At 70.6% G+C, this 26001-nt stretch carries 20 protein-coding genes and 3 pseudogenes; 6 read left to right on the top strand and 17 right to left on the bottom strand.

Annotated elements, in window-relative coordinates:
* Positions 1 to 167 (top strand): annotated as a pseudogene (locus Taqua_RS13475) (uracil-DNA glycosylase); the annotation flags it as partial.
* Positions 168 to 198: 31 nt separating this feature from the next.
* On the opposite strand, the gene Taqua_RS04985 reads toward Taqua_RS13475, so the two are convergent.
* The 7 genes from Taqua_RS04985 to mltA all read right to left on the bottom strand — a co-directional run bounded on the left by Taqua_RS04985 (position 199) and on the right by mltA (position 8277).
* Positions 199 to 1227, bottom strand: coding sequence for an ABC transporter ATP-binding protein (locus Taqua_RS04985; protein ID WP_144325289.1), 1029 nt, complete (start codon positions 1225 to 1227; stop codon positions 199 to 201).
* On the bottom strand, positions 1224 to 2216 hold the full coding sequence (locus Taqua_RS04980; RefSeq protein ID WP_144325287.1) for an ABC transporter ATP-binding protein: 993 nt from the start codon (positions 2214 to 2216) through the stop codon (positions 1224 to 1226). Before Taqua_RS04980 ends, Taqua_RS04985 begins: the two co-directional genes overlap by 4 nt.
* A gap of 16 nt (positions 2217 to 2232) precedes the next feature.
* Positions 2233 to 3144 carry an ABC transporter permease gene (locus Taqua_RS04975; protein WP_144325285.1) on the bottom strand — a complete coding sequence of 304 codons (912 nt, stop codon included), beginning with the start codon at positions 3142 to 3144 and terminating at the stop codon, positions 2233 to 2235.
* 24 nt (positions 3145 to 3168) lie between these two features.
* A complete protein-coding gene (locus tag Taqua_RS04970) occupies positions 3169 to 4149 on the bottom strand; it encodes an ABC transporter permease (protein ID WP_144325283.1) in 981 nt (326 codons plus the stop codon).
* 146 nt (positions 4150 to 4295) lie between these two features.
* Positions 4296 to 5867, bottom strand: coding sequence for an ABC transporter substrate-binding protein (locus Taqua_RS04965; protein ID WP_144325281.1), 1572 nt, complete (start codon positions 5865 to 5867; stop codon positions 4296 to 4298).
* Between the two features lie 181 nt (positions 5868 to 6048).
* Positions 6049 to 7116 (bottom strand): 6-phosphofructokinase, encoded by a 1068-nt coding sequence (locus Taqua_RS04960; protein WP_144325279.1) that lies wholly within the window; start codon positions 7114 to 7116, stop codon positions 6049 to 6051.
* Between the two features lie 30 nt (positions 7117 to 7146).
* Positions 7147 to 8277, bottom strand: coding sequence for a murein transglycosylase A (gene mltA / locus Taqua_RS04955; protein WP_342780900.1), 1131 nt, complete (start codon positions 8275 to 8277; stop codon positions 7147 to 7149).
* Positions 8278 to 8449: 172 nt separating this feature from the next.
* Here mltA and Taqua_RS13185 point away from each other — a divergent pair, with 172 nt between their 5' ends.
* Positions 8450 to 8590, top strand: a complete 141-nt coding sequence (locus Taqua_RS13185; RefSeq protein WP_165902815.1) for a hypothetical protein — start codon at positions 8450 to 8452, stop codon at positions 8588 to 8590.
* Between the two features lie 16 nt (positions 8591 to 8606).
* On the opposite strand, the gene Taqua_RS04950 is transcribed toward Taqua_RS13185, so the two are convergent.
* Both Taqua_RS04950 and Taqua_RS04945 read right to left on the bottom strand, forming a co-directional pair.
* Positions 8607 to 9413 (bottom strand): carbon-nitrogen hydrolase family protein, encoded by an 807-nt coding sequence (locus Taqua_RS04950; RefSeq protein WP_144325275.1) that lies wholly within the window; start codon positions 9411 to 9413, stop codon positions 8607 to 8609.
* Positions 9410 to 13486 (bottom strand): YhdP family protein, encoded by a 4077-nt coding sequence (locus Taqua_RS04945; RefSeq protein ID WP_185969559.1) that lies wholly within the window; start codon positions 13484 to 13486, stop codon positions 9410 to 9412. The genes Taqua_RS04950 and Taqua_RS04945 overlap by 4 nt, the downstream gene beginning before the upstream one ends.
* Positions 13487 to 13495: 9 nt before the next feature.
* Between Taqua_RS04945 and glnE the strand changes: the two genes are divergently transcribed.
* Both glnE and Taqua_RS04935 read left to right on the top strand, forming a co-directional pair.
* On the top strand, positions 13496 to 16261 hold the full coding sequence (gene glnE, locus Taqua_RS04940) for a bifunctional [glutamate--ammonia ligase]-adenylyl-L-tyrosine phosphorylase/[glutamate--ammonia-ligase] adenylyltransferase (protein WP_144325271.1): 2766 nt from the start codon (positions 13496 to 13498) through the stop codon (positions 16259 to 16261).
* 83 nt (positions 16262 to 16344) lie between these two features.
* Positions 16345 to 16950, top strand: a complete 606-nt coding sequence (locus tag Taqua_RS04935) for a glutathione peroxidase (RefSeq protein ID WP_144325269.1) — start codon at positions 16345 to 16347, stop codon at positions 16948 to 16950.
* 24 nt (positions 16951 to 16974) lie between these two features.
* Here Taqua_RS04935 and Taqua_RS04930 read toward each other — a convergent pair whose 3' ends face one another.
* Together Taqua_RS04930 and Taqua_RS04925 are read right to left on the bottom strand one after the other, a co-directional pair.
* On the bottom strand, positions 16975 to 17586 hold the full coding sequence (locus Taqua_RS04930) for a C40 family peptidase (protein WP_144325267.1): 612 nt from the start codon (positions 17584 to 17586) through the stop codon (positions 16975 to 16977).
* Between the two features lie 73 nt (positions 17587 to 17659).
* Positions 17660 to 17904, bottom strand: a pseudogene (locus Taqua_RS04925) (aldehyde dehydrogenase family protein); the annotation flags it as partial.
* On the opposite strand from Taqua_RS04925, the pseudogene Taqua_RS13470 reads away from it, so the two are divergent.
* Positions 17902 to 18087 (top strand): annotated as a pseudogene (locus Taqua_RS13470) (helix-turn-helix domain-containing protein); the annotation flags it as partial. The pseudogenes Taqua_RS04925 and Taqua_RS13470 sit on opposite strands and share 3 nt — an antisense overlap.
* A 44-nt stretch (positions 18088 to 18131) precedes the next feature.
* Here the strand turns inward: Taqua_RS13470 and holA are convergent.
* Positions 18132 to 19193, bottom strand: coding sequence for a DNA polymerase III subunit delta (gene holA / locus Taqua_RS04915; RefSeq protein ID WP_144325265.1), 1062 nt, complete (start codon positions 19191 to 19193; stop codon positions 18132 to 18134).
* An 81-nt stretch (positions 19194 to 19274) separates the two neighbouring features.
* Here holA and rocF point away from each other — a divergent pair, with 81 nt between their 5' ends.
* Entirely contained in the window at positions 19275 to 20237 is a 963-nt protein-coding gene (gene rocF / locus Taqua_RS04910; protein WP_246094625.1) for an arginase, read from the top strand.
* A 34-nt stretch (positions 20238 to 20271) separates the two neighbouring features.
* Here the strand turns inward: rocF and Taqua_RS04905 are convergent, their stop codons facing one another.
* The 5 genes from Taqua_RS04905 to Taqua_RS04885 all read right to left on the bottom strand — a co-directional run bounded on the left by Taqua_RS04905 (position 20272) and on the right by Taqua_RS04885 (position 25989).
* Positions 20272 to 20820, bottom strand: coding sequence for an LPS-assembly lipoprotein LptE (locus tag Taqua_RS04905; protein ID WP_342780899.1), 549 nt, complete (start codon positions 20818 to 20820; stop codon positions 20272 to 20274).
* On the bottom strand, positions 20817 to 23519 hold the full coding sequence (leuS, locus tag Taqua_RS04900) for a leucine--tRNA ligase (protein WP_144325263.1): 2703 nt from the start codon (positions 23517 to 23519) through the stop codon (positions 20817 to 20819). The genes Taqua_RS04905 and leuS overlap by 4 nt, the downstream gene beginning before the upstream one ends.
* A 272-nt stretch (positions 23520 to 23791) precedes the next feature.
* On the bottom strand, positions 23792 to 24511 hold the full coding sequence (locus tag Taqua_RS04895; RefSeq protein ID WP_144325261.1) for a dienelactone hydrolase family protein: 720 nt from the start codon (positions 24509 to 24511) through the stop codon (positions 23792 to 23794).
* A 55-nt stretch (positions 24512 to 24566) separates the two neighbouring features.
* Complete coding sequence (dapB, locus tag Taqua_RS04890; protein WP_425472582.1) at positions 24567 to 25376, bottom strand: 4-hydroxy-tetrahydrodipicolinate reductase; 810 nt, start codon at positions 25374 to 25376, stop codon at positions 24567 to 24569.
* Between the two features lie 34 nt (positions 25377 to 25410).
* Positions 25411 to 25989, bottom strand: a complete 579-nt coding sequence (locus Taqua_RS04885) for an outer membrane protein assembly factor BamE (RefSeq protein ID WP_144325257.1) — start codon at positions 25987 to 25989, stop codon at positions 25411 to 25413.
* Positions 25990 to 26001 lie beyond the last annotated feature (12 nt).

The following is a 26001-nucleotide window of genomic DNA, read 5'->3' as shown; positions in this document are numbered from 1 at the left end:
TGCGCGGCCGCGTCTACACAGGCCGGTTTGGGGCTTTGCAGGTGCCGATCGTGGTCAGCTACCACCCGGCGTACTTGCTGCGCAACCCGGTGGACAAGGGCAAGGCGTGGGCCGACCTGTGCCTAGCGGCCCAGGCGTTGGACGAGGCTGGGCCGGCCGCGCCCTGACGCCACGCGCTCGGGCGGGCGCCCGCGCCCCTCACAGCCGGCCTTCTTGCACCGCGTGGCACGCCACCTGCACGCCGTCGATGGCTTGCAGCTGCGGGCGCTCGCTGTGGCAGCGGGCGTTGGCGTGCGGGCAGCGCGGGTGGAACGCGCAGCCGCTGGGTGGGTTGAGCGGGTTGGGCACTTCGCCCTGCACCGGGGTGCGCGCCTGCCCGGTGGCGTGCAGCTTGGGGATAGCCGCCAGCAGCATGCGCGTGTAGGGGTGGCGTGGGGCGGCGAACAAGGTGCGTTTGTCGGCCAGCTCCACCAGCCGCCCCAGGTACATCACGCCGACGTGGTCGCTGACGTAGCGCACCACCGCCAGGTTGTGGCTGATGAAGAGGTAAGTCAGGCCGTGCTGGCGCTGCAGGTCCTTCATGATGTTGAGCACCTGCGCCTGCACGCTGACGTCCAGCGCCGAGGTGGGCTCGTCGCAGACCAGAAATTCGGGCTGCGTGGCCAGCGCGCGCGCGATGCTGATGCGCTGGCGCTGCCCGCCAGAAAACTGGTGCGGGTACTTGACCATGTCGTGCGGGCTCAGGCCCACCGCGCGCAGCAGCTCGGCCACGCGCTCGCGCTGCGCGGCCGAGCCGGTCACCAGCCCGTGTTCGCGCAGCGGCTCGGCCACGATGGCTTCGACCCGCCAGCGCGGGTTGAGGCTGGCGTACGGGTCCTGAAAAATCATTTGGATGCGCCGGCGCAGCGCGCGCCCCTGGGCGCTGCGCAGCGTGGCGTGCACGTCCTGGCCATCGAAGCTGACGTGGCCCCGGGTCGGCTGGTACAACCCCACCAGCAGCCGCGCCACGGTGCTTTTGCCGCAGCCCGACTCGCCCACCAGGGCCAGCGTTTGGCCGCGGGCGATGGAAAACGTCACGCCGTCGACCGCATGCAGCCACTGGCGCGGCTGGCGCGCCAGCACACGGTTGATCCAGGGGGGCGAAACGTCGAACGTGCGGGCCAGGTCCTGCACCTGCACCAGCGGCGCCGCTGCAGCGGGGGGGTTGGAGGGGGTGGTCGTGCTCATGCGGTCAACTCAGCGGGGGCGGCGGTGGCCGCGTCGTGCAGCCAGCACGCGGCGCGGGTGGCGCCGGCTGGCATCAGTTCGGGGCGCTGCTCGTGGCAGCGCAGCATGGCCTGCGGGCAGCGCGGGTGGAAGGCGCAGCCGCGCGGAATGTCGGTCAGACGCGGCATGGCGCCGTCGATCTGGTGCAGCCGCTCGCGCTCGGTGTCCATGTCGGGGATGCAACGCATCAGCCCGGCCGTGTAGGGGTGCGCGGGGCGGTGGATGACGTCGTGCACCGGGCCGATTTCGGCCACGCGACCGGCGTACATCACGGCCACACGGTCGCACGTTTCGGCGATGACGCCCATGTCGTGCGTGATCAGCATGACCGCCGCGCCGCGCTCGTGGCAAATGCGCTTGAGCAGCGTGATGATCTGCGCCTGGATCGACACGTCCAGCGCCGTGGTGGGCTCGTCGGCCACCACCAACTGCGGCTCGGCGGCCAGCGCCAGCGCGATGACGACGCGTTGGCGCATGCCCCCCGAGAACTGGTGCGGGTAGTGGTCGATGCGCTGCTCGGCGGCCGGGATGCCGGTGTCTTTGAGCAGCTCGATGGCGCGGCGGCGCGCTTCGGCGGCCGAAACATCCAGGTGCGTGCGGATCGTCTCCACCAGCTGCTGCCCCACCGTGTACAGCGGGTTGAGCGAGGTCAGCGGGTCCTGAAAGATGGCCCCGATGCGCCGGCCGCGGATGCGCCGCAGCTGCGCCGGCGGCAGGTTGTCGATGCGCTGGCCCTGCAAGCGGATTTCGCCCGCGGCGATGCGCCCCGGCGGCTCCAGCAGCCCGATGATGGCCGCGCCGGTGAGTGACTTGCCCGCCCCCGACTCACCCACCACCCCGAGGATTTCGCCCGGCGCGATGTCGAGCGACACGCCGTCCAGCGCGCGCAGCACCCCGCGGCGGGTGGGGAACTCCACCACCAGGTCTTTCACTTCCAACAACGTGGTCATGGCAGCCTCCCGGGGTTCAGCGCAGGCGCGGGTTGAGGGCGTCGCGCAGCCAGTCGCCCAGCAGGTTGACGCTAAGCGCGATCAACACCAGCATCGCGCCCGGGAAAATGGTGATCCACCACTCCCCCGAAAACAGGTAGTCGTTGCCGATGCGCACCAGCGTGCCCAGCGACGGCGAGGTCGGCGGCGCGCCCACGCCCAGAAAGCTCAGCGTCGCCTCGGTGATGATGGCAGTGGCCACGTGGATCGTGGCCAGCACCAGCACGGGCCCGAGCACATTGGGCAGCACGTGGTGCAGCATGATGCGCCACGGTGCCACGCCGATCACGCGCGCGGCCTGCACGTACTCCTTGTGGCGCTCCACCAGCGTCGAGCCGCGCACCGTGCGCGCGTACTGCACCCAGCCCGTCAGCGTGATCGAGGCGATCAGCACGCCAAAGGCCAGCGCCTCGTGCGCGTCCGGAAACAGCGCCTTGCCCACGCCGGCGATCAGCAGCGCGATCAGGATGGCCGGAAACGACAGCATCACGTCGCACAGGCGCATCAGCAGCGCGTCCACCCAGCCCCCGACGAAGCCCGCCAGCAGCCCCAGCGCGACGCCGATGAGCACCGACAGCGCCACCGACACCAGCCCCACGAACAGCGAAATGCGCGTGCCGTAGATCAACGCCGACAAAATGTCGCGTCCCTGGTCGTCGGTGCCGAGCAGGAAATCCCATCGCCCCTCGGGGTACCACACCGGCGGCAGGCGCGCGTTGCCCAGCTCCAGCGCGGCCAGATCGAACGGGTTGTGCGGCGCCACCCAGGGCGCGGCCAGCGCCGCCACAGCGCACAGCAGCGCGATGGCCGCGGCCAACAACGCCGCCGGCGAATGGCGAAAGCTGTACGCGATGTCGCTGTCCCACCAGCGTATCCACCAACGTTTCATGGTTTTGCTCCTGTCGCGCGGCCGTCAGTGGCCGGCGCCCTTGTCCACGCGCAGCCGCGGGTCCACCGCCACGTACAGCACGTCGACGATGAGGTTGATGATGACGAAGATCAGCGCGATCAGGCACAGGTAGGCCGCCATCACCGGAATGTCGGCAAACGTGACCGCCTGGATGAACAGCAGCCCCATGCCGGGCCACTGGAACACCGTTTCGGTGATGATGGCAAAGGCGATCAGCCCACCCAGCTGCAGCCCGGTGATGGTGATGACCGGCACCAGCGTGTTTTTCAGCGCGTGGCCGAAGTGCACCGCGCGGTCGCTCAGTCCGCGGGCGCGCGCGAACTTGATGTAGTCGGTGCGCAGCACCTCCAGCATCTCGGCGCGCACCAGGCGCATGATCAGCGTGAGCTGGAAAATCGCCAACGTCAGCGCCGGCAGCACCAGGTGACGCCAGCCGCCCGGTGCCAGCAAGCCACTGGTGAACCAGCCCAGGTGCACGACCTCACCGCGGCCAAAGCTGGGCAGCCAGCCCAGCTGCACCGCAAACACCAGGATCAGCACGATGCCGATCAAAAACGTCGGCAGCGACACCCCCAGCAACGAAAACGTCATCAGCAGCTGCGCCAGCCAGGTGCCGCGCTTGAGCGCCGCGGCCACCCCCATCGGGATGCCCAGCAGCAGCGCCAGCAGCGCCGCCACCAGCGCCAGCTCCAGCGTCGCCGGCAGCCGCTCGACGATCAACTGCGCCACCGGCGTGCCCTGGCGCAGGCTGACGCCGAAGTTGCCCTGCACGGCGTTCCACACGAAGTGCGCAAACTGCACGATGAACGGCTGATCCAGCCCCAGCTCGGCGCGCACACGCGCCACTTCCTCGGGCGTGGCGTCCTGCCCGAGCATTTGCAGCACCGGGTCACCCACGTACTGAAACAGCATGAACGCCACCAGCGCCACGCTGAGCATCACCACCACCGCCTGCAGCAAGCGGCGCACGATAAAAGCCAACATCTCGACACCCCCTCAGCAGCGCCCACCCGGGCTGACCCGGCGGCGCCGCGCGATCGGTCGGACCACAACGCCAACACCGCCCCGCGGCCTGGGAACCGGCCGGGGCGGTGCCGTGCGCATCCGGGGCACGAGGCCCCGCCGGCACGTCAGTTGACCGTGAGCACGCGCCAGTCGATGCGGTTGTCGGCGCGGTGCACGACGTCGACGGACTTCTTCATCGCCCAAGGGATGATCTGGTTGTGCAGTGGGATGTGCACCACCTCGTCGTTGTGCAATTGCAGCGCTTCGGTCAGCAAGCGCGGGCGGATGAAGGGGTCGGTCTCGGTCTTGGCGCGGTCGATGATGGCGTCCATCTTGGGGTTGCTGTAGCGCCCGACGTTGTAGTTGCCATCCCCCCCAGGGCCCGGCGTGTGCACCAGCGACTGCAGGCTGTACAGCGCGTCGAAGGTCGGCACGCCCCAGCCCAGCATATAGATGCTGGCCTCGTAACGCTGGATCATCGGGAAGTACGTGGTCAGCGGCAGCGTGCGCAGCTTGGCCTTGACGCCAACCTTGGCCCACATCGCGGTGACGGCCTGGCAGATTTGCTCGTCGTTGATGTAGCGGTTGTTGGGGCAGGCGAAGTCGACTTCGAAGCCATCTTTGTAGCCGGCTTCGGCCAGCAGCTTTTTGGCCGCCTCGACGTCATACGGCAGCCGCTTGTGCACCGCCTCGCTCCAGCCAGCCACCTGCGGCGCCACCAGCGCGCCGGTGGGCTGGCTCAGGCCCCGCATCGTCACGCGGTGGATGGTGTCGATGTCGATGGCCTGGTACAGCGCCTTGCGTACGCGCAGGTCCTTGAGCGGGTTTTTGCCTTTGACGTTGCTGCCGGGCAGCTCGTCGCGGAACTGGTCCATGCCCAGGAAGATGGTGCGGTTTTCGACGCCGTCGACGACCTTGAGGTTGGCGTTGTTGCGCAGCCGCGGCAGGTCTTGCGGCGTGGGGTCGAGCACGAAGTCGACCTCACCCGACAGCAGCGCCGCCATGCGCGTGGCGTCGGACTTGATCGGGGTGTAGGTGATTTGCGTGACGTTGCTGTCGATCTTGCCCCAGTAGTTGGGGTTGCGCTCCAGCACCATGCGCTGATCCGGCACCCACTGCTTGAGGATGAAGGGCCCCGTGCCGTTGGCGTTGCGGTGCGCGAAGTTTTCGTCGCTGGTCTTCATGTCCTTGGGCTCGGTGGAGCGGTTTTTCTCCGCCCAGGCCTTGTTCATGATGCGCAGCTCGGTGAGCTGGTTGAGCAGCACCGGGTTGGGGCCTTTGAGGATGATGTCCACCGTGTGGTCATCGACCTTGACGACCTTGTCGATGCCCTGCGTGTAGATGGCGAAGTTGGAGGTCTTGGCCATCGCCCGCGTCAGCGAAAACACCACGTCGGCGGCCGTCAGCGGCGCGCCGTCGTGGAATTTGACCCCTTTGCGCAGCGTGAAGCGCCACTGCGTCGGGCTGAGCTCGCGCCAGCTTTGCGCCAGCATCGGCTCGACCTTGAACGTTTTGCTGTTGTAGTACACGAGCGACTCGTACACCGCGGCGTGGATGCCGTTTTGCAGCGCGTTGTTTTGCGAGTGGATGTCCCACGTCGAGATTTCGCCCGCGCTGGCCCACTTGAACGGTTTGGCCCATGCGGCGCCGGCCCCCAGCGCCAAGGCCGCGGCCAAGGCGATCACGGTACGTTTCATGGCTCTCACCTGTCAGAAAGTTGAAAGCCCCTACTATGCCCGAACGGCGCCGGTCCGCGGCGTCAGGTAAACCCCAGTAACCCCGACCGTTTTGGCGCGGCGGGCGGTGTCGGACCGCCAACCTGTCGTCGCGGCGACAACCGCATCCACCCGCCCCGGGGCGCGTCCGCCACAGCGGCGCTCACACCGACGGCTCGCCCAGGCTGATGCCGATCTGGCGCGCCGCGCGCAGCAGCGGATCGTCCAGCGGCACGCGGCGGTTGCCGTGCGCGGCGTCGGCCAGCGCCACGCTGCCCAAGCGCCCGTGCTGCAGCGTGACCATGCGCCCCCAGGTGCCGGCCATCACGAGCTGCGCGGCCTCGTTGCCGTACTGGGTGGCCAGCACGCGGTCGAACGGCGTGGGGCTGCCGCCGCGCTGCACGTGGCCCAGCACGGTGGCGCGCACCTCGCTGCGCACGCGCGGCTGCAGCGCGGCGGCCAGCGCGTGCGCCACGCCGCCCAGCCGGATGGGGTCCGGGCTGCCCTCGACGGTGGCGCGCACCGTGTACTGGCCGCCGATGGGTTTGGCCCCTTCACCAATGCAGATGATGGTGTAGCGCTGGTGCTGCTCGCGCGCGCGGCACACCGCGGCCACGGCTTCGATGTCGTAGTCGATTTCCGGCAACAGGATGACGTCGGCCGCCCCGGCCAGCCCCGCTTCCAACGCGATCCAGCCGGCCCAGCGGCCCATCGTCTCGACGATCATGACACGCCCGTGGCTTTGCGCGGTGGTCTGCAGCCGCTCGATCGCCTCGGTGACGGTGGCCACCGCGGTGTCAAAGCCGAAGCTGCGCTCGCAGCCCGGGATGTCGTTGTCGATGGTCTTGGGCACGCCCACCACGCGCAGGCCATGCTGCGCCAGCCCGTGCGCGATGCTCATGCTGCCGTCGCCGCCGATCACCACCAGCCCCTGCAGCCCCAGCGCCGCCACGTGGCGCAGCACGCGCTCGGTGTCGGCCGCGCTGCGCAGCGGGTCGGCGCGGTTGCTGGTGCCCAGGATGGTGCCGCCGCGCATCACAATGCCGCTGACCGTGTCCCACGTCAGCGCGCGCACGCGCGGCGTGTCCTCCATCAGCCCGGCAAAGCCGTCTTCGATGCCGATGACCTCGGCGCCGCACTGGCGCATCAGGGACTTGGCCACGGCACGGATGACGGCGTTGAGACCGGGGCAGTCGCCGCCGCCGGTAAGGATGCCGATGCGGGGTTGCATGGTGGTTCTCCTGTCGATACGGATGGTGGGTCAGCGTGTGGCCTCGGCCGGCAGGGGCTGGGCGCGCGGCCACAGCGCCCACAATTGCAGCGGCTGCTTCAGGCCCGCGGCCACGGGGTAAGCCGAGGCCCCCCAGCCGACAAAAAAATCAGCCCGCACCGCGCCCACGATGGCCGCGCCAGTGTCTTGCGCCAGCACCAGGCGCTGCAGCCGCGCCACCGGCCCGTGCGACACCAGCCACAGCGGCGTGCCGTAGGGGATGGCGTCGCGGTCCACGGCCACCGAGCGGCCAGGCGTCAGCGCCACCCCTTGCGCCCCACGCGGTCCAAACTGGCTGTCCAGCGCATCGAGCGGCTCTTCGCGAAAAAACACCACGCGCGGGTTGGTCCACAACACCTCGTCCAGCCGTTCCGGGTTGGCCTGCGCCCACGCGCGCAGCGCTTCCCAGGTGCCTTCGCGGATATCGCCGCGCCGCAGCAGGGCGCGCAGCACGCTTTGGTAGGGGTGACCGTTGTGCGCGGCGAAAGCCAGCCGCACCAGCCGCTGGCGGCCGTCCGGCTCGGTGATGCGCAGCCGCCCCGACCCCTGCACGTGCAACAGCAGCGCGTCCAGCGGGTCGGCCAGCCACGCCAGCACGTGCGGCGCCAGCCGCGCCTGCACCTCGGCATCGGATTCGATTTGGCGCCGTGTCAGCCACGGCTGCCCGGCGGCGGCCTGCAACGCCGGCGGCGGACCGTACAGCGGGATGCGGTGCAACGCGTCGCGCTGGCGGCTTGCCGGCAACTCCGGCTCGTAGTAGCCGGTCAGCAACCCCGGGGTGGGGCTGCCGTCGGGCGCCACGATGCGGTACGGCTGCCAGTGGCGCATGACCCAGGCGTAGCGCTCGGCCGGCTCGGCGATGCTGAGGCGCCGGATCTGCGGGCACAGGGCGCCCCACGGCGGCGCGGGGCGCTCGCAGCTGCGCAGCCAGGCGTTCCAAACCTCGGGCAGGGCGTCGCGGCCCCAGCCGGGCAGGTCGGCCCAGCGCACCGGTTGCCACTGCGCCTTGGGCCGCACCAGCGGCGCGGGCAGCGGGGCGGCGTCGGCTTGCTGCCACACGGGGTGCCCGGCCTGCACCACGGGGCGGGCCTCGGTGTCGTCCCAGCGCGTCGCAGCGGCCACCTCGGCTGGTGCAGCGGGCGCGGCCGGCGCCGTCGTTGCCGAAGGCACGGGAACTTCGCGCGCCGCGCCCGGCTCTGCTACGCTGCCGCCCGGCGGCGCGGGTGTGCTGCACGCCACCAGCAGCGCCGCCCCTACCAGCCCGCAACCCGCCCGCCATCCACGCCCACGCGCCATGACGCTGCTGCTGCTCGAAGCCCTCGGAGCCTTGTTGTTGTTCGTGTTCATCGTCTGGTGGACCATGTTCGCGGGCCGCAAGCGCGGCGAACCACCGCCAGCCGATCCGCCCGCCCACGGCGACGAGCCGCCGCGTTGAACGCACCGGTGCGCCATCACAGGCGTCGGTGCTGCAGCGCAGGCAGGCGCCGCCGCACGTCGTCCAGGTAGGCGCGATCCAGCTCGGCCACCACCACACCTGGCCCGGTGGCTTGCTGCGCCAGCACCACCCCCCAGGGGTCGACGACCATGCTCTGGCCCCAGGTGCGCCGGCCGTTGTCGTGCAGCCCGCCTTGCGCCGCCGCGATGACGTAGGCCTGGTTTTCGATGGCGCGTGCGCGCAGCAGCACCTCCCAATGCGCTTGCCCGGTGACGTGGGTGAAGGCCGCCGGCACCAACACGATGTCGGCCGCCAGCGCCCGGTACAGCTCCGGAAAGCGCAGGTCGTAGCACACGCTCAGCCCCACCCGCCAGCGCTGCCCGGCGCGGTCGGTCAGATCGAACGCCGTTGGCTGCTGACCGGCCTTGAGCACCGCAGCCTCGTCGTAGCCCTGCTGCCCGTCGTGGAAGCGAAACAGGTGGATCTTGTCGTAGCGCGCGACGCAACGGCCGTGGGGGTCGTACACCAGCGTGGCGTTGGCCGCGCGCTGCGGGTCGTCGGTGGCTAGCGGCAGCGTGCCACCCGCGATCCACAGCCCCAGCTCGCGCGCGGTGTCGCTCAGAAAATCCTGCACCGTGCCCAACCCCGGCGTTTCGGCGATGAGCAGCTTGTCGGTGTCGCGCTGTCCCATCAGGCAAAAGTACTCCGGCAGCACGGCCAGCTCGGCGCCGACATGGCGGGCCTGGTCCAGCAATTCGTGCGCCTGGGCAAGGTTGCGGTCGAGGCTGCTGCCCGACACCATCTGGATAGCGGCAACTTTCATGGCGTGCGCTCCGCGGGGTTGGCGGTACTGTCCGATGGCGTTATGGTACGCGCGACACGCTCCACCTGCGGGTCGGCCCACGAGCCGGTGATGCGAAACGTCTGCGTGGCCGCGGCCTGCAGCGGTTGGCGCAGCACCAGCTGCGCCAACAGCGTACCCAATCCGGTGACGGGGTTGACCATCGAGGCCAGCAACGACGCCGTGCCGGCGTTGAGCTCGGGCACCACCACCACGGTGAGGTCTTGCGTCTCGCGCACCAGGTCGGCGCTGCCCTCCAGCAGCACCGCGGCGCTGACGCCCTTCATTTGCAGGTTGTGCGTGCTGGCCACGCCACGCGCGATCGCGGCGTGGCCGCGCACGCTGTCGAACGCAAAGCCTTCGCTGAACACGTCGCGGAAATCCAGCGTCAGCCGGCGCGGCAACGACTGCAGGCTCAACACCCCCAGCAGCTTGGCCACGCCTGGGTCGGCCTTGAGAAACTGGCCGCGCTGCAGGTCCAGCTCCAGCTCGCCGCTGAGGCTGGGCAGGTGCAGCGCCAGCGGCGAGCCCAGCCACCCCAGCGACCCTTCCAACCGCCCCCGCCCGCCGCGCACAGTACCCGGCCAGCCGAAGCGCTCCAGCAGCGCACCGGCGTCGTCGATGTCCAGCCGCAGCTGCAACACGGTGCGCCGCGCGCTGGCCGCTTGCCCCGGCGCCGTCAGCGCCGCGGTGGGCGCCCAGTTGCCGCGCGCGCTCAGGCGCGCTTCGGGCAAGGTCAATTGCAAATGCTGCAGCCGCCACTCGCGCAGCGCCACCCCGCCTTGGGCGGCGTCGCGGTTGATGGCCTGCACCTCCAGCCGCCCCAGGGCGCGCCCGGCCAGCTCGAAGTCGTCCACCACCAGATCGACGGCCGGCAGCGCGCGCGGCTGGCTGGCCAGGCGTTCGATGTCGGCTTCGGCCCCGGGCGGCAGTAGCAGGCGGCTTAGGCGTGCGCGCACACGCGGCTGCGCCCCCAGGTCGAGCTCCACAGAACCATCGGCCTGGCGCGCCGCCACGGTCAAGCGCCACAGGTCGCCGCTGCGGCTGCCGCCCAGCGTCACGCCGTCGAACGTGCGCCCACCCCACTGCAGCCGCTGCACCGCAACCCCCAAGCGCGTCGGCCAGTACGCTTGGGCATCGGCCAGCGCGGCGCCCGCCGCGTCGCTGCTCCCGCCCGCGTCCAGCGCCTGCATCCAGCCGTCGGCGGACAGCGCCGTCAGGCGCAACGCCGCCACGACGCCTTCGTCCGGCCACGACGGTGGCTCGGTCCCCAGGGCGAGCCGCCCGCGCAGCACCCGGGTGCGCTCGCCCTGGTGCTCGCGCTCGTACTCGGCCAGCAGCGCGCCCCCTGGCAGCGCCTCGGCCTGCACCTGCAGGCGCAGGCGGTCGCGCCCGCCACCCGTGGAGGGGGCCACCGGCTGCAGCTCGACGCGGGTGCGCCAAGCGGCTTCGGCCGCCTTGGCCAGCGGCGCCGGCAGGTCCAGCCGCAGCCCGCGCAGGTCGGTCTCGACGCGCACACCCAAGCCATCGCCCCCGCCCTCCAGCGTGACGCTGTAGCCGGCGCTGCCCTGGGCGTGGCGGCCCAGCCAGCGCGCCCAACCCCAGGCGGATTGGGCGCGCAACCCCTCGGCGCTGGCGTTGCCCTGCGCTTGCACGCGCAGCCGTTGCGGCTGGCCCGGCAGCGAGCCGCCGCTGAGCCGCACCTCGCCGCCCAGGGCGCGCGCCCCCACCCCGGCCAGGCGCCAGTCTTGGTCGGTGAATTCCACCGTGCCCCGCACCTCAAGCAGGGGCGGCACCGCGGGGCTTAGTTGAACCTCGTTGCCTGCCAGCCGCACCTGGCCACGCACGCGCGTGGCGCCGGTGTCGGCCAGCGGCATCGTCAGCTCCAGCGGCACCTCCACCAAGCCGCTGCCTTGGGCCGCGTCCAGGGCGCCGCCGGTCATGGCCTGCAGCGGCGACTGGGCCACGACGCGCAGCGCCTGCGCCAGCGGCCCGCGCACGCTGCCCTGCACCTGCAGGCGCGGCGCCTCGGCCATGTAGTCGGGGATCGTCGCTTCGGCCAGCACCTGCAGCCCAGGCATGCCGCGCACGCTGCCTCGGGCGGCACGCACCTCCAGGCGGCTGCCGTCGATGCGCAACTGCGCTTGCGCCAGTTGCAACGCCGGCCAAGGCAAGCTGCCGGCGGGCAGCACGCTGGCCGGCGCGTAGTCCAGCGTCACGTCGTGCAGCTGCGCCTGCACCTGGAACGTCCCTTGATGCGGCTGCGCAAACGGAAAATCCCACAGATCGCCCTGGATGCGCCAGCGCACATCGCTGGCGCGCCCGGCGCGGATGGCGTCACGCAGGTAGGCGCGCACGTCGGCCCCCACCTCGTGGGGCAGGTAGCGCACCACGCGCGCGCCGTCGGCACGGCTGAGGCGCAGATCCAAGTCCAGCACGCCGGGAAAGCGGTCGCGCGCGCCGCTGCGTGCCGGGTCGGCGGTGCGCCACGACAGCCGTCCTTCCCCTTGGGCGTCCGCGTTGGCCAACGTCAGGCGCGGCACCTCCAGCTCGATGGCCTGACCCTGCAGCCGCCAGCGCAGCGTCGCTTGCAACTGGTCGAACGCCAGCCGCGGCTCATCGAACCCGCCCGGCAGCGTGATGGCGCCGCGGCGCAACGCCACCTCGGCGCGCCCTCCGCGTTCGTCGAATTCAAACTCGGCGTCCGCCCCCTCCACGCCCGGCCGCCCCCAGGTGTGCGGCGGCGTCACCGGACCGGCAGCCAGCGTCAACCCCTGCACCCGCCCGCGGCCCGACCAGCGCGCGGGCGTCCCGTCACCGCCAGCGGCCTGCCAACGCCACTGCAGACCTTGCACCACACCGGCTGGCCGCAGCTCGTCGAGCCACCGCGCCGGCTCACCCAGCGGCAGCACGCGCCCCAAGCGCTGCAGCACGGCCAGGTCCAGCCGGTCGGCCTGCAAGGCCCAGGCGCGCCAGCCTTGCCCACCGCTGGGCGTGAGCTCCAGCGTCACATCGCCTTCGGGCCAGCGCAGCCCCTCGGCCGCGTCGACCTGCAGACCTTGGGTACGCCAGCGCACCCGCTCGCCGTCGCGCTGCAGGGTCACGCGCCCCTGCATGCGCGCCAGCGCCAGCGGCTCGCGCGCGGCGTCCCAGCGCAGGTTCACGTCCTGCCCATGCACGTCGGCCACCCAGGACACCCATTGCCCGGCGCGCACATCGCCCCACACGCGCACCGCCCCCACGCCGTGCACCGTCTGCAGCCCCCAGGCGGTCAGGTCCAGGTACGGCGCCAGCGCTCCCGCGTCCAGCGCCGGAGCCTCCAGGTACCACGGGCCGGACCACCGCCGCCAATCGCCCCGCGCCAACTGCCATGGGGGCTGTGTGAAGCGCGCCCGCCAGCTCAGCCGCTGCCCCCACGGCGACGGCGGGGTGGCGTCGAGCCGCAGCTCGTGGCGCCAGCCGGGGTTGCGCAGCACCGCCACCACGTCGGTCAGCGTCAGCGGCGGGGCCTGGGGCCGTCCCTCGTCGATCCAAGTCAGTTGTGCGCCACGCAACACCACCTCGCGCTGCGCGAACAGCCAGTCCGCCAGCGCGCCGTCGTCGGCGCCGGGCGTAACCTCCACGCCCGCCACCTGCAAGCGTCCATCGGGCAAGCGGCGCACCTGCAGCGCCAGCCCGTCCACCACCAACTGCTCAAACCCCAGTTGCAGCAGGGAGCGTAGTGACACCACCGCCTGCGCCAGCGGCACGTGCAACGCCTCGCGGCCTTGGGCGTCGATCAGCCGCACGCCATGCAGCGCGAGCTGGGGCATCACCCCCCCGCGCACCACTTCGATGCGCTGCAGCTCCACGCGCACCCCCAACGCCCGCGTGGCCGCCGCCTGCAGCCACGGGCGCCAAGCTTCGACACGCGGCACAATCCACCATTGCAGCGCCGCCCACGCCAGCAGCAGGGCGCACCAGCCGGCCAACGCCACGCCCAACAAGACGCGGCTGGCCGACGCTGCGATGCGCCAACGCCGCGCCACGGGAGAATGGTCCAAGGATGGGGTCACGAAAACATTATGATCGCCACGGCACACACCGGTTCCGCCGCCAGCGCCGAGCATAGCCGCTTCGTGCAGCGGGTGCGGCGGCGCTACGCGCCCGAGCTTGCCCTGCTGCCGCCCGGTGCGCCCGGACCGGACGCGCTGCGCGCCACGTGGGACGCGCTGCGCGCCCAGGGTTACGAACCTGCGGCGGCGCTGCGCGTGCTGCGTCACCTGACGCTGGAGCGGCTGGCGGTGCTGGACTGTGAACACGGCGCCGCGCTGGCCGACATCACCCGCGCCGTCACCGCGCTGGCCGAGTTCGTGCTGGACCAAGCGGCCACCCTGGCCCGCGCGGAGCTGGACGCCGTGCACGGCCCCCCCTACGTCGACGGCCCCGCGCCCGGCCCCAACGCCCCCGCGGCCAATGCCCGTGGCCAGCGGCCCTGCGCCTGGTGGATCGTTGGCATGGGCAAGCTAGGCGCGCGCGAGCTCAACGTCTCCAGCGACATCGACCTGATCTACGTCTACGAGGCCGACGGCGAAACCGCGGGCGACGCGCAAGGCCGCCAGCGCATCACCAACCACGAGTATTTCGCCAAGCTGGTCAAGCGCATGCAAGCGCTCATCAGCGACGTCACCGAGCACGGACAGGCCTTTCGCGTGGACCTGGCGTTGCGGCCCAATGGCAACTCCGGTCCGCCGGCCGTGCCCCTGGGGGCGCTGGAGGATTATTTCCAAGCCCACGGGCGCGAGTGGGAGCGCTTCGCCTGGCTCAAAAGCCGCGTCGTGGCCCCGGCCGCCGCCGCGCGGCGCGACGGCACCGGCCAGTGGTTGCGCCCGGTGGTGCTGCCGTTCGTGTTTCGGCGCTACCTGGACTACGCCGTGTTCGATGCGCTGCGCCGCTTGCACCGCCAAATCCGCGACCACGCCACACGCCGCGCCGCCGGTCACCCCGAACGCGCCTGGGACGTCAAACTCTCGCGCGGCGGCATCCGCGAAATCGAATTCATCGTGCAGCTGCTGCAGGTGGTGCGCGGCGGGCAATTCCCCGAGCTGCGCACCCGCCCCACGCTGCAAGCGCTGCAGCGCGTTGCGCGCGCCGGGCTGATGCCGGCCGACCAGGCGCAGCGACTGGCCGACGCCTACACCTTTTTGCGCCGCGTCGAGCACCGCATCCAGTACTTGGACGACCAGCAAACGCACGTGCTGCCCACCCGCGACGACGACCTGGCTTGGATCGCCGTCACCATGGGCTACGCCGACACCCCGGCATTTTTGCGCGCGCTGGACGCGCACCGCGAGGTGGTGGCGCAGGAGTTCGACACCCTGCTGGGCGGCGAGCGCGGTGGCTGCAACGGCAAAGGCTGCAACGGCCACACCCGCTCCACGCCCGACGACCTTGCTGCCCTGCTGCCCCAATGCCCGCCCGCGCTGGCCGAGCGCCTGGCCCCTTGGGTGGAGCATCCGCGCGTGCTGGCGCTGCGCGACGAAGCGCGCACGCGCCTGGTGCGGTTGCTGGAGCGCACCGTGGCCTGGATCGACGCCGGGCGCGTGAACGAAACCGCCGCCATCCGGCTGGTGGACTGGATCGAGCCGCTGCTGCGCCGCGAGGCCTACCTGGCGCTGCTGCAAGAACGCCCCGCCGTGCACGAGCGCATGCTGCGCGTGCTGGGCGCGGCGCGCTGGCCGGCGCGCTACTTGCTGCGTCACCCCGGCGTCATCGACGAATTGGCCAGCGTCGAGCTGTACGCTACGCGCTTCGACCGCGCGGCCTTCGTGGCCGACCTGGAGCAACGCCGCTGGGCGCTGCACAAAACCGGCGAGGACGACGACGAAGCCCTGCTGGACCTGTTGCGCCGCGCCCACCACGCCGAGGTGTTTCGCACGCTGGCGCGTGACGTCGAAGGCTTGCTGACGGTGGAGCAGGTGGCCGACGACCTCAGCGCCCTGGCCGACGCGGTGCTGGACGTCACCGGCCGCTGGTGCTGGCAGCGCCTGCGGGACCGCCACCGCGACGAACCGCGTCACGCCATCATCGGCTACGGCAAGCTGGGCGGCAAGGAATTGGGCTATGGCAGCGACCTCGACATCGTCTTCGTCTACGACGACGACGAGCGCGCCCCCGAAATCTACGCCGCCTTCGTGCGCAAGCTCATCAACTGGCTCACCGTCAAAACCGGCCAAGGTGACCTCTTTGAAATCGACACCGCCTTGCGCCCCAATGGCAACTCGGGCCTGCTGGTCACCAGCTTCGACGCCTACGCCAACTACCAGCAAAACCGCGGCAGCAACACTGCCTGGACCTGGGAACACCAGGCCATGACGCGCGCGCGCTTTGTCGTCGGCGCGGACGACCTGCGCGCGCGCTTCGACGCCGTGCGCCAGGCCGTCATCACCGCCCCGCGCGACCACGCCGCACTGGCGGGCGAGATTCGCGCCATGCGCCAGCGCCTGTACGACGCGCACCCGGTTCGCCCTGGCTACTTCGATCTCAAGCACAGCCCCGGGGGCATGATCGACATCGAATTCGCCGTGCAGTACCTGGTGCTGGCGCACAGCGCCGCGCACCCCGCACTGCGCGACAACGCCGGCAACATCGCCCTGCTGCAACGCGCCGAGGCGGCCGGGCTGCTGCCCCCTGGCATGGGCCACGCCGCCGCCGACGCCTACCGTCAACTGCGCCAGTGGCAGCACCGCGCTCGTCTGGACGAAGCGCCCACCCAAATCGACCCCGCCCAGGCCGAGCCGTGGGCCAGCGCGGCGCGGGCGTTGTGGGCGCACGTTCTGGGCCCGTCGTGACGCCCCGTCCGATAACCCTGACGGATGTGCAGCCAATGACCGGGTGCGCCGCTGCCCCATCAACCCCCTTTTACGATCGCGGCATGATGCTGCGCTGGATCGACCTCCACCCCGGGCGCGCGGCGGCGCGGGCCCTGGCCGCGCCGGTCGCCGCCCTCCTCACCATGAGCACCCCTGCCCACGCCACCCCGTGTCCGTCCATCCTGCAGCACACCTTTGCCCGGCTGCAAGACGAGCAGCCCCAAAACCTGTGCCAGTACGCGGGCAAGGTGGTGCTGGTGGTCAACACCGCCAGCTACTGCGGTTTTACGCGGCAGTACGAGGGGCTGGAAGCCCTGTACCGCCGCTACCGCGACCGTGGCCTGGTGGTGCTGGGCTTTCCATCCAACGACTTTGGCCAGCAGGAGCCCGGCAGCAACCAACAAATCGCCGAGTTTTGCGCCAACACCTTCGGCGTGCAGTTTCCCATGTTTGCCAAGAGCAGTGTGCGCCGGCCCGAGGCCAACCCGCTGTTCAAGCAGCTGGCCGAGCGCACCGGCACCACACCGAAGTGGAATTTCTACAAATATTTGATCAGCCGCGACGGCCGCACCGTGCTGGCCTACAACAGCCTGACCGGCCCTGAAAGCAAAACATTGCTGCGCGACCTGGAGCGGCTGCTGGCCGACGGTGCGCAAGCGGCCCGCTGAGGGCGCGGGTTCGGCTGGGTGGGTTCAACGCCCCGGGACGCCGACGCCTTGCACGCGCCATGGGGCTGCCCCGTCATCTGGCAGCGCCACACGACGCGCGCCGTTGTAGCGGCGCGCCCAGTAGCGATCGTCCAGGCTGGACACCTTGACCCGGTCGCCTTTGCTGGGCGCGTGCACAAATTTGCCGTCGCCCAGGTAGACACCGACGTGGCTGAACGCCCGCCGCATCGTGTTGAAAAACACCAAGTCGCCCGGCTGGAGCTGGTCGCGCGCCACAGGCTGCGCGGCCTGCGCCTGCTCCACGGCACGCCGCGGCAGCATCAACCCCAGGGTGTTGGCGTACACGTAGCGCACAAAGCCGCTGCAATCGAACCCCGCCTGCGGCGAGCTGCCACCCATGCGGTACGGCACCCCCACCAGCCCCAGCGCGGTGTCGATGAGTTGCGTGGCCACCGAGCTGGTTTCGCTGCCCACGGTCTGCAGGCGCTGCACCCACGGGCGCAGCGCACTGTCGTCGGCCGCAGGCACAGGCACCCCGACCTCCGCCGCCGGCGACAGCTGCGCCGGCGCAGCGGCCACGGGGGCCGCCAGCACCGACAGGGCGGCCAACAGGTAGGCGATCCTTGCAGTACGCATGGGGCGCGATGTTAGCAGACGGCCCGCCCACACCCGTTCGTCGTCCGCGAACCGCCGGGCCTCACGGGCGAGTTCAAAACGGGTAATGACGGGGTGTAGTTTGAACCGTGATCCAGCGCAGCTCGGTGAATTCGTGTATGCCCGCCTTGCCACCGAAACGACCTATGCCCGAGCCCTTGACGCCACCAAATGGCATCTGCGCCTCATCGTGCACTGTGGGCCCATTGACATGGCAAATACCGGAGTCGATACGCATCGCGACTTGCATCGCCCGGGCCAAGTCCCCCCAAACACAGCTGCGCTGAGCCCGTAAGCATTACCACCGAGAATGACACTCTGGCTCAGTACATCCTGCGCCGCCGTCTGCAGGGCGCGATGCGCGAGCTGGCCAGCCCTGCCCATGCGCACCGCACCATCACCGACATCGCACTGGGCCTGGGCTTTGCCAACATCGCACACTTCAGCAAGGTGTTTCGGGAGCGCACCGGCATGTCCCCGAGCGATTTTCGCACGGCCGCGTTGGGCGGACAACCGCTGTGCGCCGATCAGCCAACCGAGGCCCGCGCACACCCCGCCGCCACGCCCACGGCCAGCCGCTGCAGCGCCGCCCAGGGGTCGGATGGCCAATCCGGATGGGGCAGCCCCTTGACCACGCCATCCACCGTCTGCGCCTCGGCCAGCCAGCGGCCGGTCAGCGCGCTGCGCAGCCGTGGCGCCAGGCGCTCGTAGCGCTGCTCGCGCGCGCCCCACACGCGCTGCTCGCGCAGCGCCAGCGGCAAAGGCTGGCCGGCGTCCAGCGCGCGGCGCACCGCGTGCAGCGCGCGCAGCTCCTCGGCCAACGCCCAGTGCACCGGCACCGGCGCCACGCCCTCGGCTTGCAAGCCTTGCAGCATGCGCTGCACGCGCGCCAGCGCCCCGTCCAGCACCGCCAACGGCAGCTTGAACGGGTCGTAGCGCGCCACGTCGAGCACGGCGCGACGCACCTGCTCCAGGCTCAGCTCGCCCGGCGGGTGCAGCAGGCCGAGCTTGACCACCTCCTGATGCGCGGCCAGCAGGTTGCCTTCGACCCGGTCGGCCATGAAGGTGAGCGTACGCAGGCCTTCCTCGCCCTCGGCCACGCGCTGCCCCTGCGCCGCCAGGCGTTGCGCGATCCACGCCGGCAACTGGGCGCGCTCGACCGGGTCGACGCGCACCACCACCCCGTGGGCCGCAAGCGCCGCCATCCAGCCGCTTTTCAGCGTGGCGGCGTCCAGCCGCGGCAGCACCACCAGCGTCACCGTGTCGGCGCTGTGCGCGGCCTGTGTCGCCAGCTGCTCCAGCGCGGCCGCGCCGTCGCGGCCGGGCTTGCCCGACGGGATGCGCACCTCCAACACGCGCTTGTCGGCAAACAGGCTCAGCGCCCCCAGCGCAGCCAGCACGGCACTCCAGTCCGCCTGCGCGCTGGCCATCGTGAACACGGTGCGCTCGGTGTGCCCCGCCGCCCGCGCCGCCGCCCGTATGGCGTCACACGCCTCTTGCACCAACAGCGGCTCGTCGCCGTGCACCACGTACAGCGGCGCCGGCGCGCGCTGCAAGTGGGCAGGCAACTGGGCGGGGGTGAGCTGCATGCTTGCCATTGTAGGCATCCACCTCAACCGCCTTCGCAACGTGCACAATCGCGGGATGCTGTCCCGCGTACCCGTGACACCATGATCACAACGTCCATGCCCACCACCCTGTCCAACACCGTGGCGCTGATCGGCGCCCCCACCGACGTCGGTGCCGGTGCGCGCGGCGCCTCGATGGGCCCCGAGGCCTTGCGCGTGGCGGGTCTGGCCGAGGCCCTGCAGGCGCAGGGCGTGCGCGTGCTGGACCGCGGCAACCTGCACGGGCCAGCCAACCCGTGGCAACCGGCGCAGGACGGCTACCGCCATCTGGACGAGGTCCTGGCCTGGAACCGTGCGGTGCACGAGGCGGTGCACGCCGAGCTGCAACAAGGCCACCTGCCTGTCCTGCTGGGCGGCGACCACTGCCTGGCCATGGGCTCGATCAGCGCCGTGGCGCGCCACTGCCGTGCCACCGGCCAAACGCTGCGCGTGCTGTGGCTGGACGCCCACGCCGACTTCAACACGTCCGAACTGACCCCCAGTGGTAACCTGCACGGCATGCCGGTGGCGGTGCTGTGCGGCTTCGGGCCGCAGGCGCTCACGCACCTGGGCGGCACCAGCCCCGCCCTGCACCCAAGCCAGGTGCGCCAAATCGGCATCCGCAGCGTCGACCCCGGCGAAAAGCGCTTTGTCCACGCGCAGCGGCTGGAGGTGTACGACATGCGCTACATCGACGAAATGGGCATGCGCCACGCGATGGAGCAAGCGCTGGCGGGGCTGGATGCCAACACCCACCTGCACGTCAGCTTTGACGTCGACTTCCTTGATCCCGACATTGCCCCCGGCGTCGGCACCACGGTCCCCGGCGGCCCCACCTACCGCGAGGCCCAGCTGTGCATGGAAATGATCGCCGACACCGGGCGCCTGGGCAGCCTCGACATCGTCGAGCTCAACCCGGCGCTGGACGAGCGCAACCGCACCGCGCGGCTGGCGGTCGACCTGGTGGAGAGCCTGTTTGGCAAAAGCACCCTGATGCGCGAGCACCAGGTGCGCCGCAGGCACTGAGGTCCAGCATCCACCGCCGGGCACAGCGGCGGCGTCAACGCGGCGCACCCGCCGGCAGGTTGACGCGCGCCAGCAGCACCATCCACTGGCGCACGATGGCGGTGCGCATGTCGGCAAACAGCAGCGCTTCTTCGGCCTCTTTGCCCAGCGCCACCGTCTCGGCGTAGCTGAGCTCGCGCTCTTGTTGCAGCTCGGTGGGTTCGATCAGCTCGCGCCCGGCCGGGGTGCGCAGCGCAAAACGCACCCGGCGGCGCAGCAGCAGCTCACGCACCTGGCCGGCGCTGGTGGTGCCCACAACGACACGCTCGCGCTGGTCCAGCAGCACGTGCAGCACCACATCGGGCACCGGCGCCGCGGTGCCGGGCGCGGTCGGAGCCGGTGCGTCGAGCACCTGCACGCCGCTGGCTTGCAGCTGCGCGCGCAGGCTTTGCAGCACGTCGCTGTCGGCGCCCGCTTGCAGGCGCAAGGTGCGAAACGCCAACTGCAACCCGGCGCCGCGCAGCTGGAACCCGCAGCCGGCCAGCGACGCCATGGCCGCCCCGGCCGCCCAGCCCATCCAGGTGCGCCGCGCCAGCACCGTCACACCACCACGTTGACAAGCCGCCCCGGCACGACGACCACCTTGTTGGGCGTGCGCCCTTCGCCGTAACGCGCCACCTCGGGCGCGGCCAATGCGGCGGCCTCGATGGCGGCACGGTCGGCGTCGGCGGGCACCGTCAGGCTGCCGCGCACCTTGCCGTTGATTTGCAGCACCAGCTCCAACTCGTCGCGCTGCAACGCCGCCTCGTCGGGCTGCGGCCACGGCGCATCCAGCAAGTCACCCAGCGCGCCCGCATACCCCAAGCGCTGCCACAGCACCCACGTGAGGTGCGGCGTGACCGGGTACAGGCAGCGCAGCAAGATGCCAAAGCCTTCGATCAGCGCCACGCCGCCGCCGGGCTCGTCACTGGGGTCGAACGCCTCCAGCGCGTTGAGCATCTTCATGCAGCCCGACACCACGGTGTTGTACTGCATGCGCTGGTAGTCGTAGTCCACCTGTTTGAGCAGCGTGTGGATGTCGCGCCGCAGCGCACGCGCGGCCTTGCCGTAGGCCACGTCGGCCAACGACCCCGCCCCCTGCGCGGCCTGCGCCGCCGCGCTGTGGTCCAGCGCCGCCAAACGCTGGCCAAACGCCCACACGCGCTTCAGGAACCGGTGGCTGCCCTCGACGGCGGCGTCGTTCCACTCCAACGTGGCCTCGGGCGGCGCCGTAAACATGGTGTACAGACGCGCCGTGTCGGCGCCGTACTTTTCGATGAGGTCCTGCGGGTCGACGCCGTTGTTTTTCGACTTCGACATCGTGCCCACGCCTTCGTAGTCGATCGGCGTGCCGGCGGGCAGCACACCATCGGCGCTGGGCACGTCGCGCTTGAGCCGCGCACCGACGATCTTGCCGGACGCATCCAGCACGTGCTCGACGTCGTGCGGCCAGAAGTACTCCTTGGCCCCCTTGGCGGTGCGGCGGCTGTAGATGTGGTTCAGCACCATGCCCTGCGTGAGCAGGCGCTGAAACGGCTCGTCCACCTGCACCAGCCCCAGGTCGCGCATCACCTTGGTCCAAAAGCGCGCGTACAGCAGGTGCAAAATGGCGTGCTCGATACCGCCGATGTACTGGTCCATCGGCATCCAGTAGCGCGTGCCCTCGCCCACCATGGCGTCGACCAGGTGCGGGTCGCAGTAGCGCATGAAGTACCACGACGAGTCCACGAAGGTGTCCATCGTGTCGGTCTCGCGCCGCGCGGGCTTGCCGCAGCGCGGGCAATCGACCTTCAGGAACGATTCGCACTTGGCCAGCGGGTTGCCGCTGCCGTCGGGCACCAGGTCTTCGGGCAGCACCACCGGCAGGTCCTCGTAGGGCACAGGCACCGGACCGCAGTCGTCGCAGTGGATGATGGGGATGGGCGTGCCCCAGTAGCGCTGGCGGCTGATGCCCCAATCGCGCAGGCGGTAGGTGGTCTTTTTTTCGCCCAGGCCCTGCGCGGCCAGCAGCTCGGCCACCTTGTCCACCGCCGCTTCGTGCGCCAGACCGTCGAGCACGCCGGAGTGCACACAGCGGCCGCGCTGCTTGTCGGCGTACCACTCGGCCCAGGCCTCGGTGGAAAACACCTCGCCCGGCACCTCGATCACCTGCTTGATGGACAGCCCGTACTTCTTGGCAAAGGCAAAGTCGCGCTCGTCGTGCGCGGGCACCCCCATCACGGCGCCGTCGCCGTAGCTCATCAGCACGTAGTTGCCCACCCACACCGGGATGGCCTCGCCGGTGAGGGGATGGCGCACCGTCAGCCCCGTGGGCATGCCCTCCTTTTCTTTCAGGGCCAGCTCCGCCTCGGTGGTGCCGCCCAGCTTGCAGCGCTCGATGAACGCCGCCAGCGCCGGGTTACCCGCCGCGGCGTGCTGCGCCAGCGGGTGCTCGGGCGCCACCGCGCAGAAGGTCACACCCATGATGGTGTCGGCGCGTGTGGTGAACACGTACAGCCGCCCATCCTGGATCAGGTGCCCTTGCGCGTCGCGGATGTCGTGCGTGAAGGCAAAGCGCACCCCGGTGCTTTTGCCGATCCAGTTTTCCTGCATCAGGCGCACGCGCTCGGGCCAGCCGTGCAGGTAGTTGGGGTCGGACGGATCCGCCACCGCCGCCAGCAGCTCGTCGGCGTACTTCGTGATGGCCAGGTAGTAGCCGGGGATCTCGCGCTTTTCGACGAGCGCCCCCGTGCGCCAGCCGCGCCCGTCGATGACCTGCTCGTTGGCCAGCACCGTCTGGTCGACCGGGTCCCAGTTGACCACCTGCGTCTTGCGGTAGGCGATGCCCGCCTCCAGCATCTTGAGGAACAGCCACTGGTTCCACTTGTAATAGTCCGGGCTGCAGGTGGCGATCTCGCGGCTCCAGTCGATGGCCAGGCCCATCGCCTGCATCTGCCGCTTCATGTAGGCGATGTTGTCGTAGGTCCAGCGCGCCGGCGGCACGCCGTTTTTGATGGCGGCGTTTTCCGCCGGCAGCCCAAAGGCGTCCCACCCCATGGGCATGAGGACGTTGTAGCCCTTCATGCGCAACTGACGCGCCATCATGTCGTTGATGGTGTAGTTGCGCACATGCCCCATGTGCAGCTTGCCGCTGGGGTACGGCAGCATGGAGCAGGCGTAGAACTTGGGCTTGGTCGCGTCTTCGGTGACGCGGTAGGCGTCCCGCGCCGCCCAGGCGGCCTGGGCGGCGGCCTCGACGTCGCGGGGGGTGTAGGTGTCTTGCATGGCAGGCGGCACTCGACAGCGCAGCAGCCTGGGGCGTCCACGCGCCCAGCGGCACCGCGCAAATCAGCAGGGGTTTACTGCGCAGGGATTGTATCGGCCGCCACGGGGCGCGGGCGTGCTGCGCGCGCTGCTCACGCCAGCGCAGTCAAAAGAGGCGCCACGGTCGGCACCTGGCCGAACCATACGGGCGTCACCACCGGCCACCAGGTCATCCTGGCTTTTTGACCAGGTCAACCGAGCAAAATGCCAGCCCCCCCCGGAACAGTCGGGCCTCACGCCAGCACCTCGGCCAAAAAGTTGCGCATCGCCTGCCACGAGCGCGCGTCGGCACGGGCGCTGTAGACGGTGCCAAAGCCAGGGTCATTGGCTTGCGGGTTGGTGAAGGCATGCATCGTGCCGCCGTAGGCGTGCAACTGCCAGTCGGCGCCGGCGGCGGTCATTTCCTGCGCAAACGCCAGCACCGCCTCAGGCTTGGCCATGGGGTCGTCCCACCCGTGCAGCGCCAGCACCTTGGCGTCGATGCGGCGACCGGCGGTGTTGCCCGGCGGCGTGAACAGGCCATGAAAGCTCACCACCCCACGCAGCGGCAGGCCGCAGCGCGCCATGTCCAGCACGCTCAAGCCACCAAAGCAAAAACCGATGGCCGCCAGGCGCTGCGCGTCGACCTCGGGCTGCTGCGCCAGCGTCGCCAACGCCGCGCCCAGCCGCGCCTGCAGCAGTGGGCGGTTTTGCACCAGTGGCGTCATCAGCGCCGCGTTTTCTTCGTTGTTACTGCCGCGTTTGCCCTTGCCGTACACGTCCATCGCAAAGCCGACGTAGCCGGCTTCGGCCAGTGCGCGGGCCTTGCCGTCTTCGAACGCGCTGCGCCCGGCCCAGGCATGCGCCACCGCCACCGCCGGCCGCGGTCCACTGGCGGTGTCGTCCCACGCCAGCAGGCCTTCGAAGGTGACGCCGTCGTGCGTGTAGTCGATGGTGCGGGTTTGGATCGTCATCGTGCTTGCCTCCTCGTGTTGTGCCAAACGGCTGCTCGCCGGGGTGCGGCCGCTTTCAGCGCAACCCCAGCACGTCGAACATGTCGTACAGGCCGGCGCGGCGCGTGGCCAAAAAGCGCACCGCGCGCAGGCTGCCCTGGGCGTAGGTGGCGCGGCTGCTGGACTTGTGCGTGATTTCGATGCGCTCGCCGCTGCCCAAAAACATCACCGTGTGGTCGCCCACCACGTCGCCGCCGCGCACCGTGGCAAAGCCGATGGCGCCGGCCGGCCGCTCGCCCGTGTGGCCCACGCGCTCGTACACCGCGCAGTCCTGCAGCCGGCGCCCCTGCGCCGCCGCGATGACCTCGCCCATCTTCAGCGCGGTGCCGCTGGGGGCGTCGACCTTGTGGCGGTGGTGGGCCTCGACGATTTCGATGTCGTAGCCGTCGCGCAATGCCTGCGCCGCCAACTCCAGCAGCTTGAGCGTGACGTTGACGCCCACGCTCATGTTGGGCGCCAGCACGATCGGGATGTGCTGCGCCGCGGCCTCGATGGCGGCCTTTTGCGCGTCGTCAAAGCCGGTGGTGCCAATCACCATCGCCACCCCGTGGCGCACACACGCCTGCAGGTGCACCAGCGTCCCCTGTGGGCGCGTGAAGTCGATCAGGAAGCGGCTTGCGCGCAGCGCGGTCTCGACATCGGCGCCGATCGTTACACCGCTGGTGCGCCCCAAAAAAGCAGCGGCATCCTGCCCCAAGGCGGGGCTGTCGGGGCGGTCCAGTGCGGCGCTGAGCGTACAGTCCTCGGCGCCCAGCACCGCTTCGATCAGCATGCGGCCCATGCGGCCGCTGGCACCTGCGATGGCAATCGCGTAAGGAGTGGTCATCGTCGTCGGCATCGGGTGGTTGTCGGGGCGGCGTTCAGCGCGCTTCCAGCGGCGGGTAACTCGCCGCCGCGGGCGGCGTGGCCGGGTTGGCGGCGGGAGCATCAGCCGCTGGCGCCTTGGGGCCTGCGGCCTGCGCGGCTTGCAGCTGCTCGTCGCTGGCCTGCAGCGGTGGCGCTTCGCCGCTGGGCCGGCGCACCTGCAGCGAGGCAACAAATTCCCGCTCGGTCGGCAGCTCGCCGTCGGTCTGCACACGCACCATACGGTCGCCTTCGAACCACACCGTCACCACGCGGCGCTGCACCGGCTGGCCCTGGCGCTGGTAGGTGAACACGTAGTCCCAGCGGTCGGCGTGGAAAATGCTGGCCACCAGCGGCGTGCCCAGGATGGCCTGCACCTGCTGGCGGGACATGCCGGGCTGCAACGCCTCGACCTGCTCGCGCACCACGACGTTGCCCTGCAGGATATCGATGCGGTACGGCGTGATGACCCCACCCAGGGTCGACAGGCGCTGGCTGAGGCCGTCCATCGACGAACACCCCGCCAGCCCAAGGGCGGCCAAGCCCAGCGCAGCGGGGACGACAAGACGACGGCGAAGGTAAGCGATCGGTGGCATGGCAAAACCCGC

The organism is Tepidimonas aquatica, assembly GCF_007556585.1.
In the GTDB taxonomy this organism is placed as follows: domain Bacteria; phylum Pseudomonadota; class Gammaproteobacteria; order Burkholderiales; family Burkholderiaceae_C; genus Tepidimonas; species Tepidimonas aquatica.
The sequence above is the reverse complement of the archived record's forward strand: the minus strand, read 5'-3'. Positions and strand labels throughout refer to the sequence as shown.

Bases quoted from the DNA above. Each gene is read 5' to 3' on its own strand.
- rocF (WP_246094625.1), top strand. From the start codon at position 19,275: ATGATCACAACGTCCATGCCCACCACCCTGTCCAACACCGTGGCGCTG.
- Taqua_RS04965 (WP_144325281.1), bottom strand. From the start codon at position 5,867: ATGAAACGTACCGTGATCGCCTTGGCCGCGGCCTTGGCGCTGGGGGCC.
- Taqua_RS04935 (WP_144325269.1), top strand. From the start codon at position 16,345: ATGATGCTGCGCTGGATCGACCTCCACCCCGGGCGCGCGGCGGCGCGG.
- Taqua_RS04950 (WP_144325275.1), bottom strand. From the start codon at position 9,413: ATGAAAGTTGCCGCTATCCAGATGGTGTCGGGCAGCAGCCTCGACCGC.
- Taqua_RS04970 (WP_144325283.1), bottom strand. From the start codon at position 4,149: ATGTTGGCTTTTATCGTGCGCCGCTTGCTGCAGGCGGTGGTGGTGATG.
- Taqua_RS04895 (WP_144325261.1), bottom strand. From the start codon at position 24,511: ATGACGATCCAAACCCGCACCATCGACTACACGCACGACGGCGTCACC.
- dapB (WP_425472582.1), bottom strand. From the start codon at position 25,376: ATGACCACTCCTTACGCGATTGCCATCGCAGGTGCCAGCGGCCGCATG.
- Taqua_RS13185 (WP_165902815.1), top strand. From the start codon at position 8,450: ATGACGCTGCTGCTGCTCGAAGCCCTCGGAGCCTTGTTGTTGTTCGTG.
- Taqua_RS04885 (WP_144325257.1), bottom strand. From the start codon at position 25,989: ATGCCACCGATCGCTTACCTTCGCCGTCGTCTTGTCGTCCCCGCTGCG.
- Taqua_RS04985 (WP_144325289.1), bottom strand. From the start codon at position 1,227: ATGAGCACGACCACCCCCTCCAACCCCCCCGCTGCAGCGGCGCCGCTG.
- Taqua_RS04960 (WP_144325279.1), bottom strand. From the start codon at position 7,116: ATGCAACCCCGCATCGGCATCCTTACCGGCGGCGGCGACTGCCCCGGT.
- glnE (WP_144325271.1), top strand. From the start codon at position 13,496: ATGATCGCCACGGCACACACCGGTTCCGCCGCCAGCGCCGAGCATAGC.
- Taqua_RS04975 (WP_144325285.1), bottom strand. From the start codon at position 3,144: ATGAAACGTTGGTGGATACGCTGGTGGGACAGCGACATCGCGTACAGC.
- Taqua_RS04980 (WP_144325287.1), bottom strand. From the start codon at position 2,216: ATGACCACGTTGTTGGAAGTGAAAGACCTGGTGGTGGAGTTCCCCACC.
- holA (WP_144325265.1), bottom strand. From the start codon at position 19,193: ATGCAGCTCACCCCCGCCCAGTTGCCTGCCCACTTGCAGCGCGCGCCG.
- leuS (WP_144325263.1), bottom strand. From the start codon at position 23,519: ATGCAAGACACCTACACCCCCCGCGACGTCGAGGCCGCCGCCCAGGCC.
- Taqua_RS04930 (WP_144325267.1), bottom strand. From the start codon at position 17,586: ATGCGTACTGCAAGGATCGCCTACCTGTTGGCCGCCCTGTCGGTGCTG.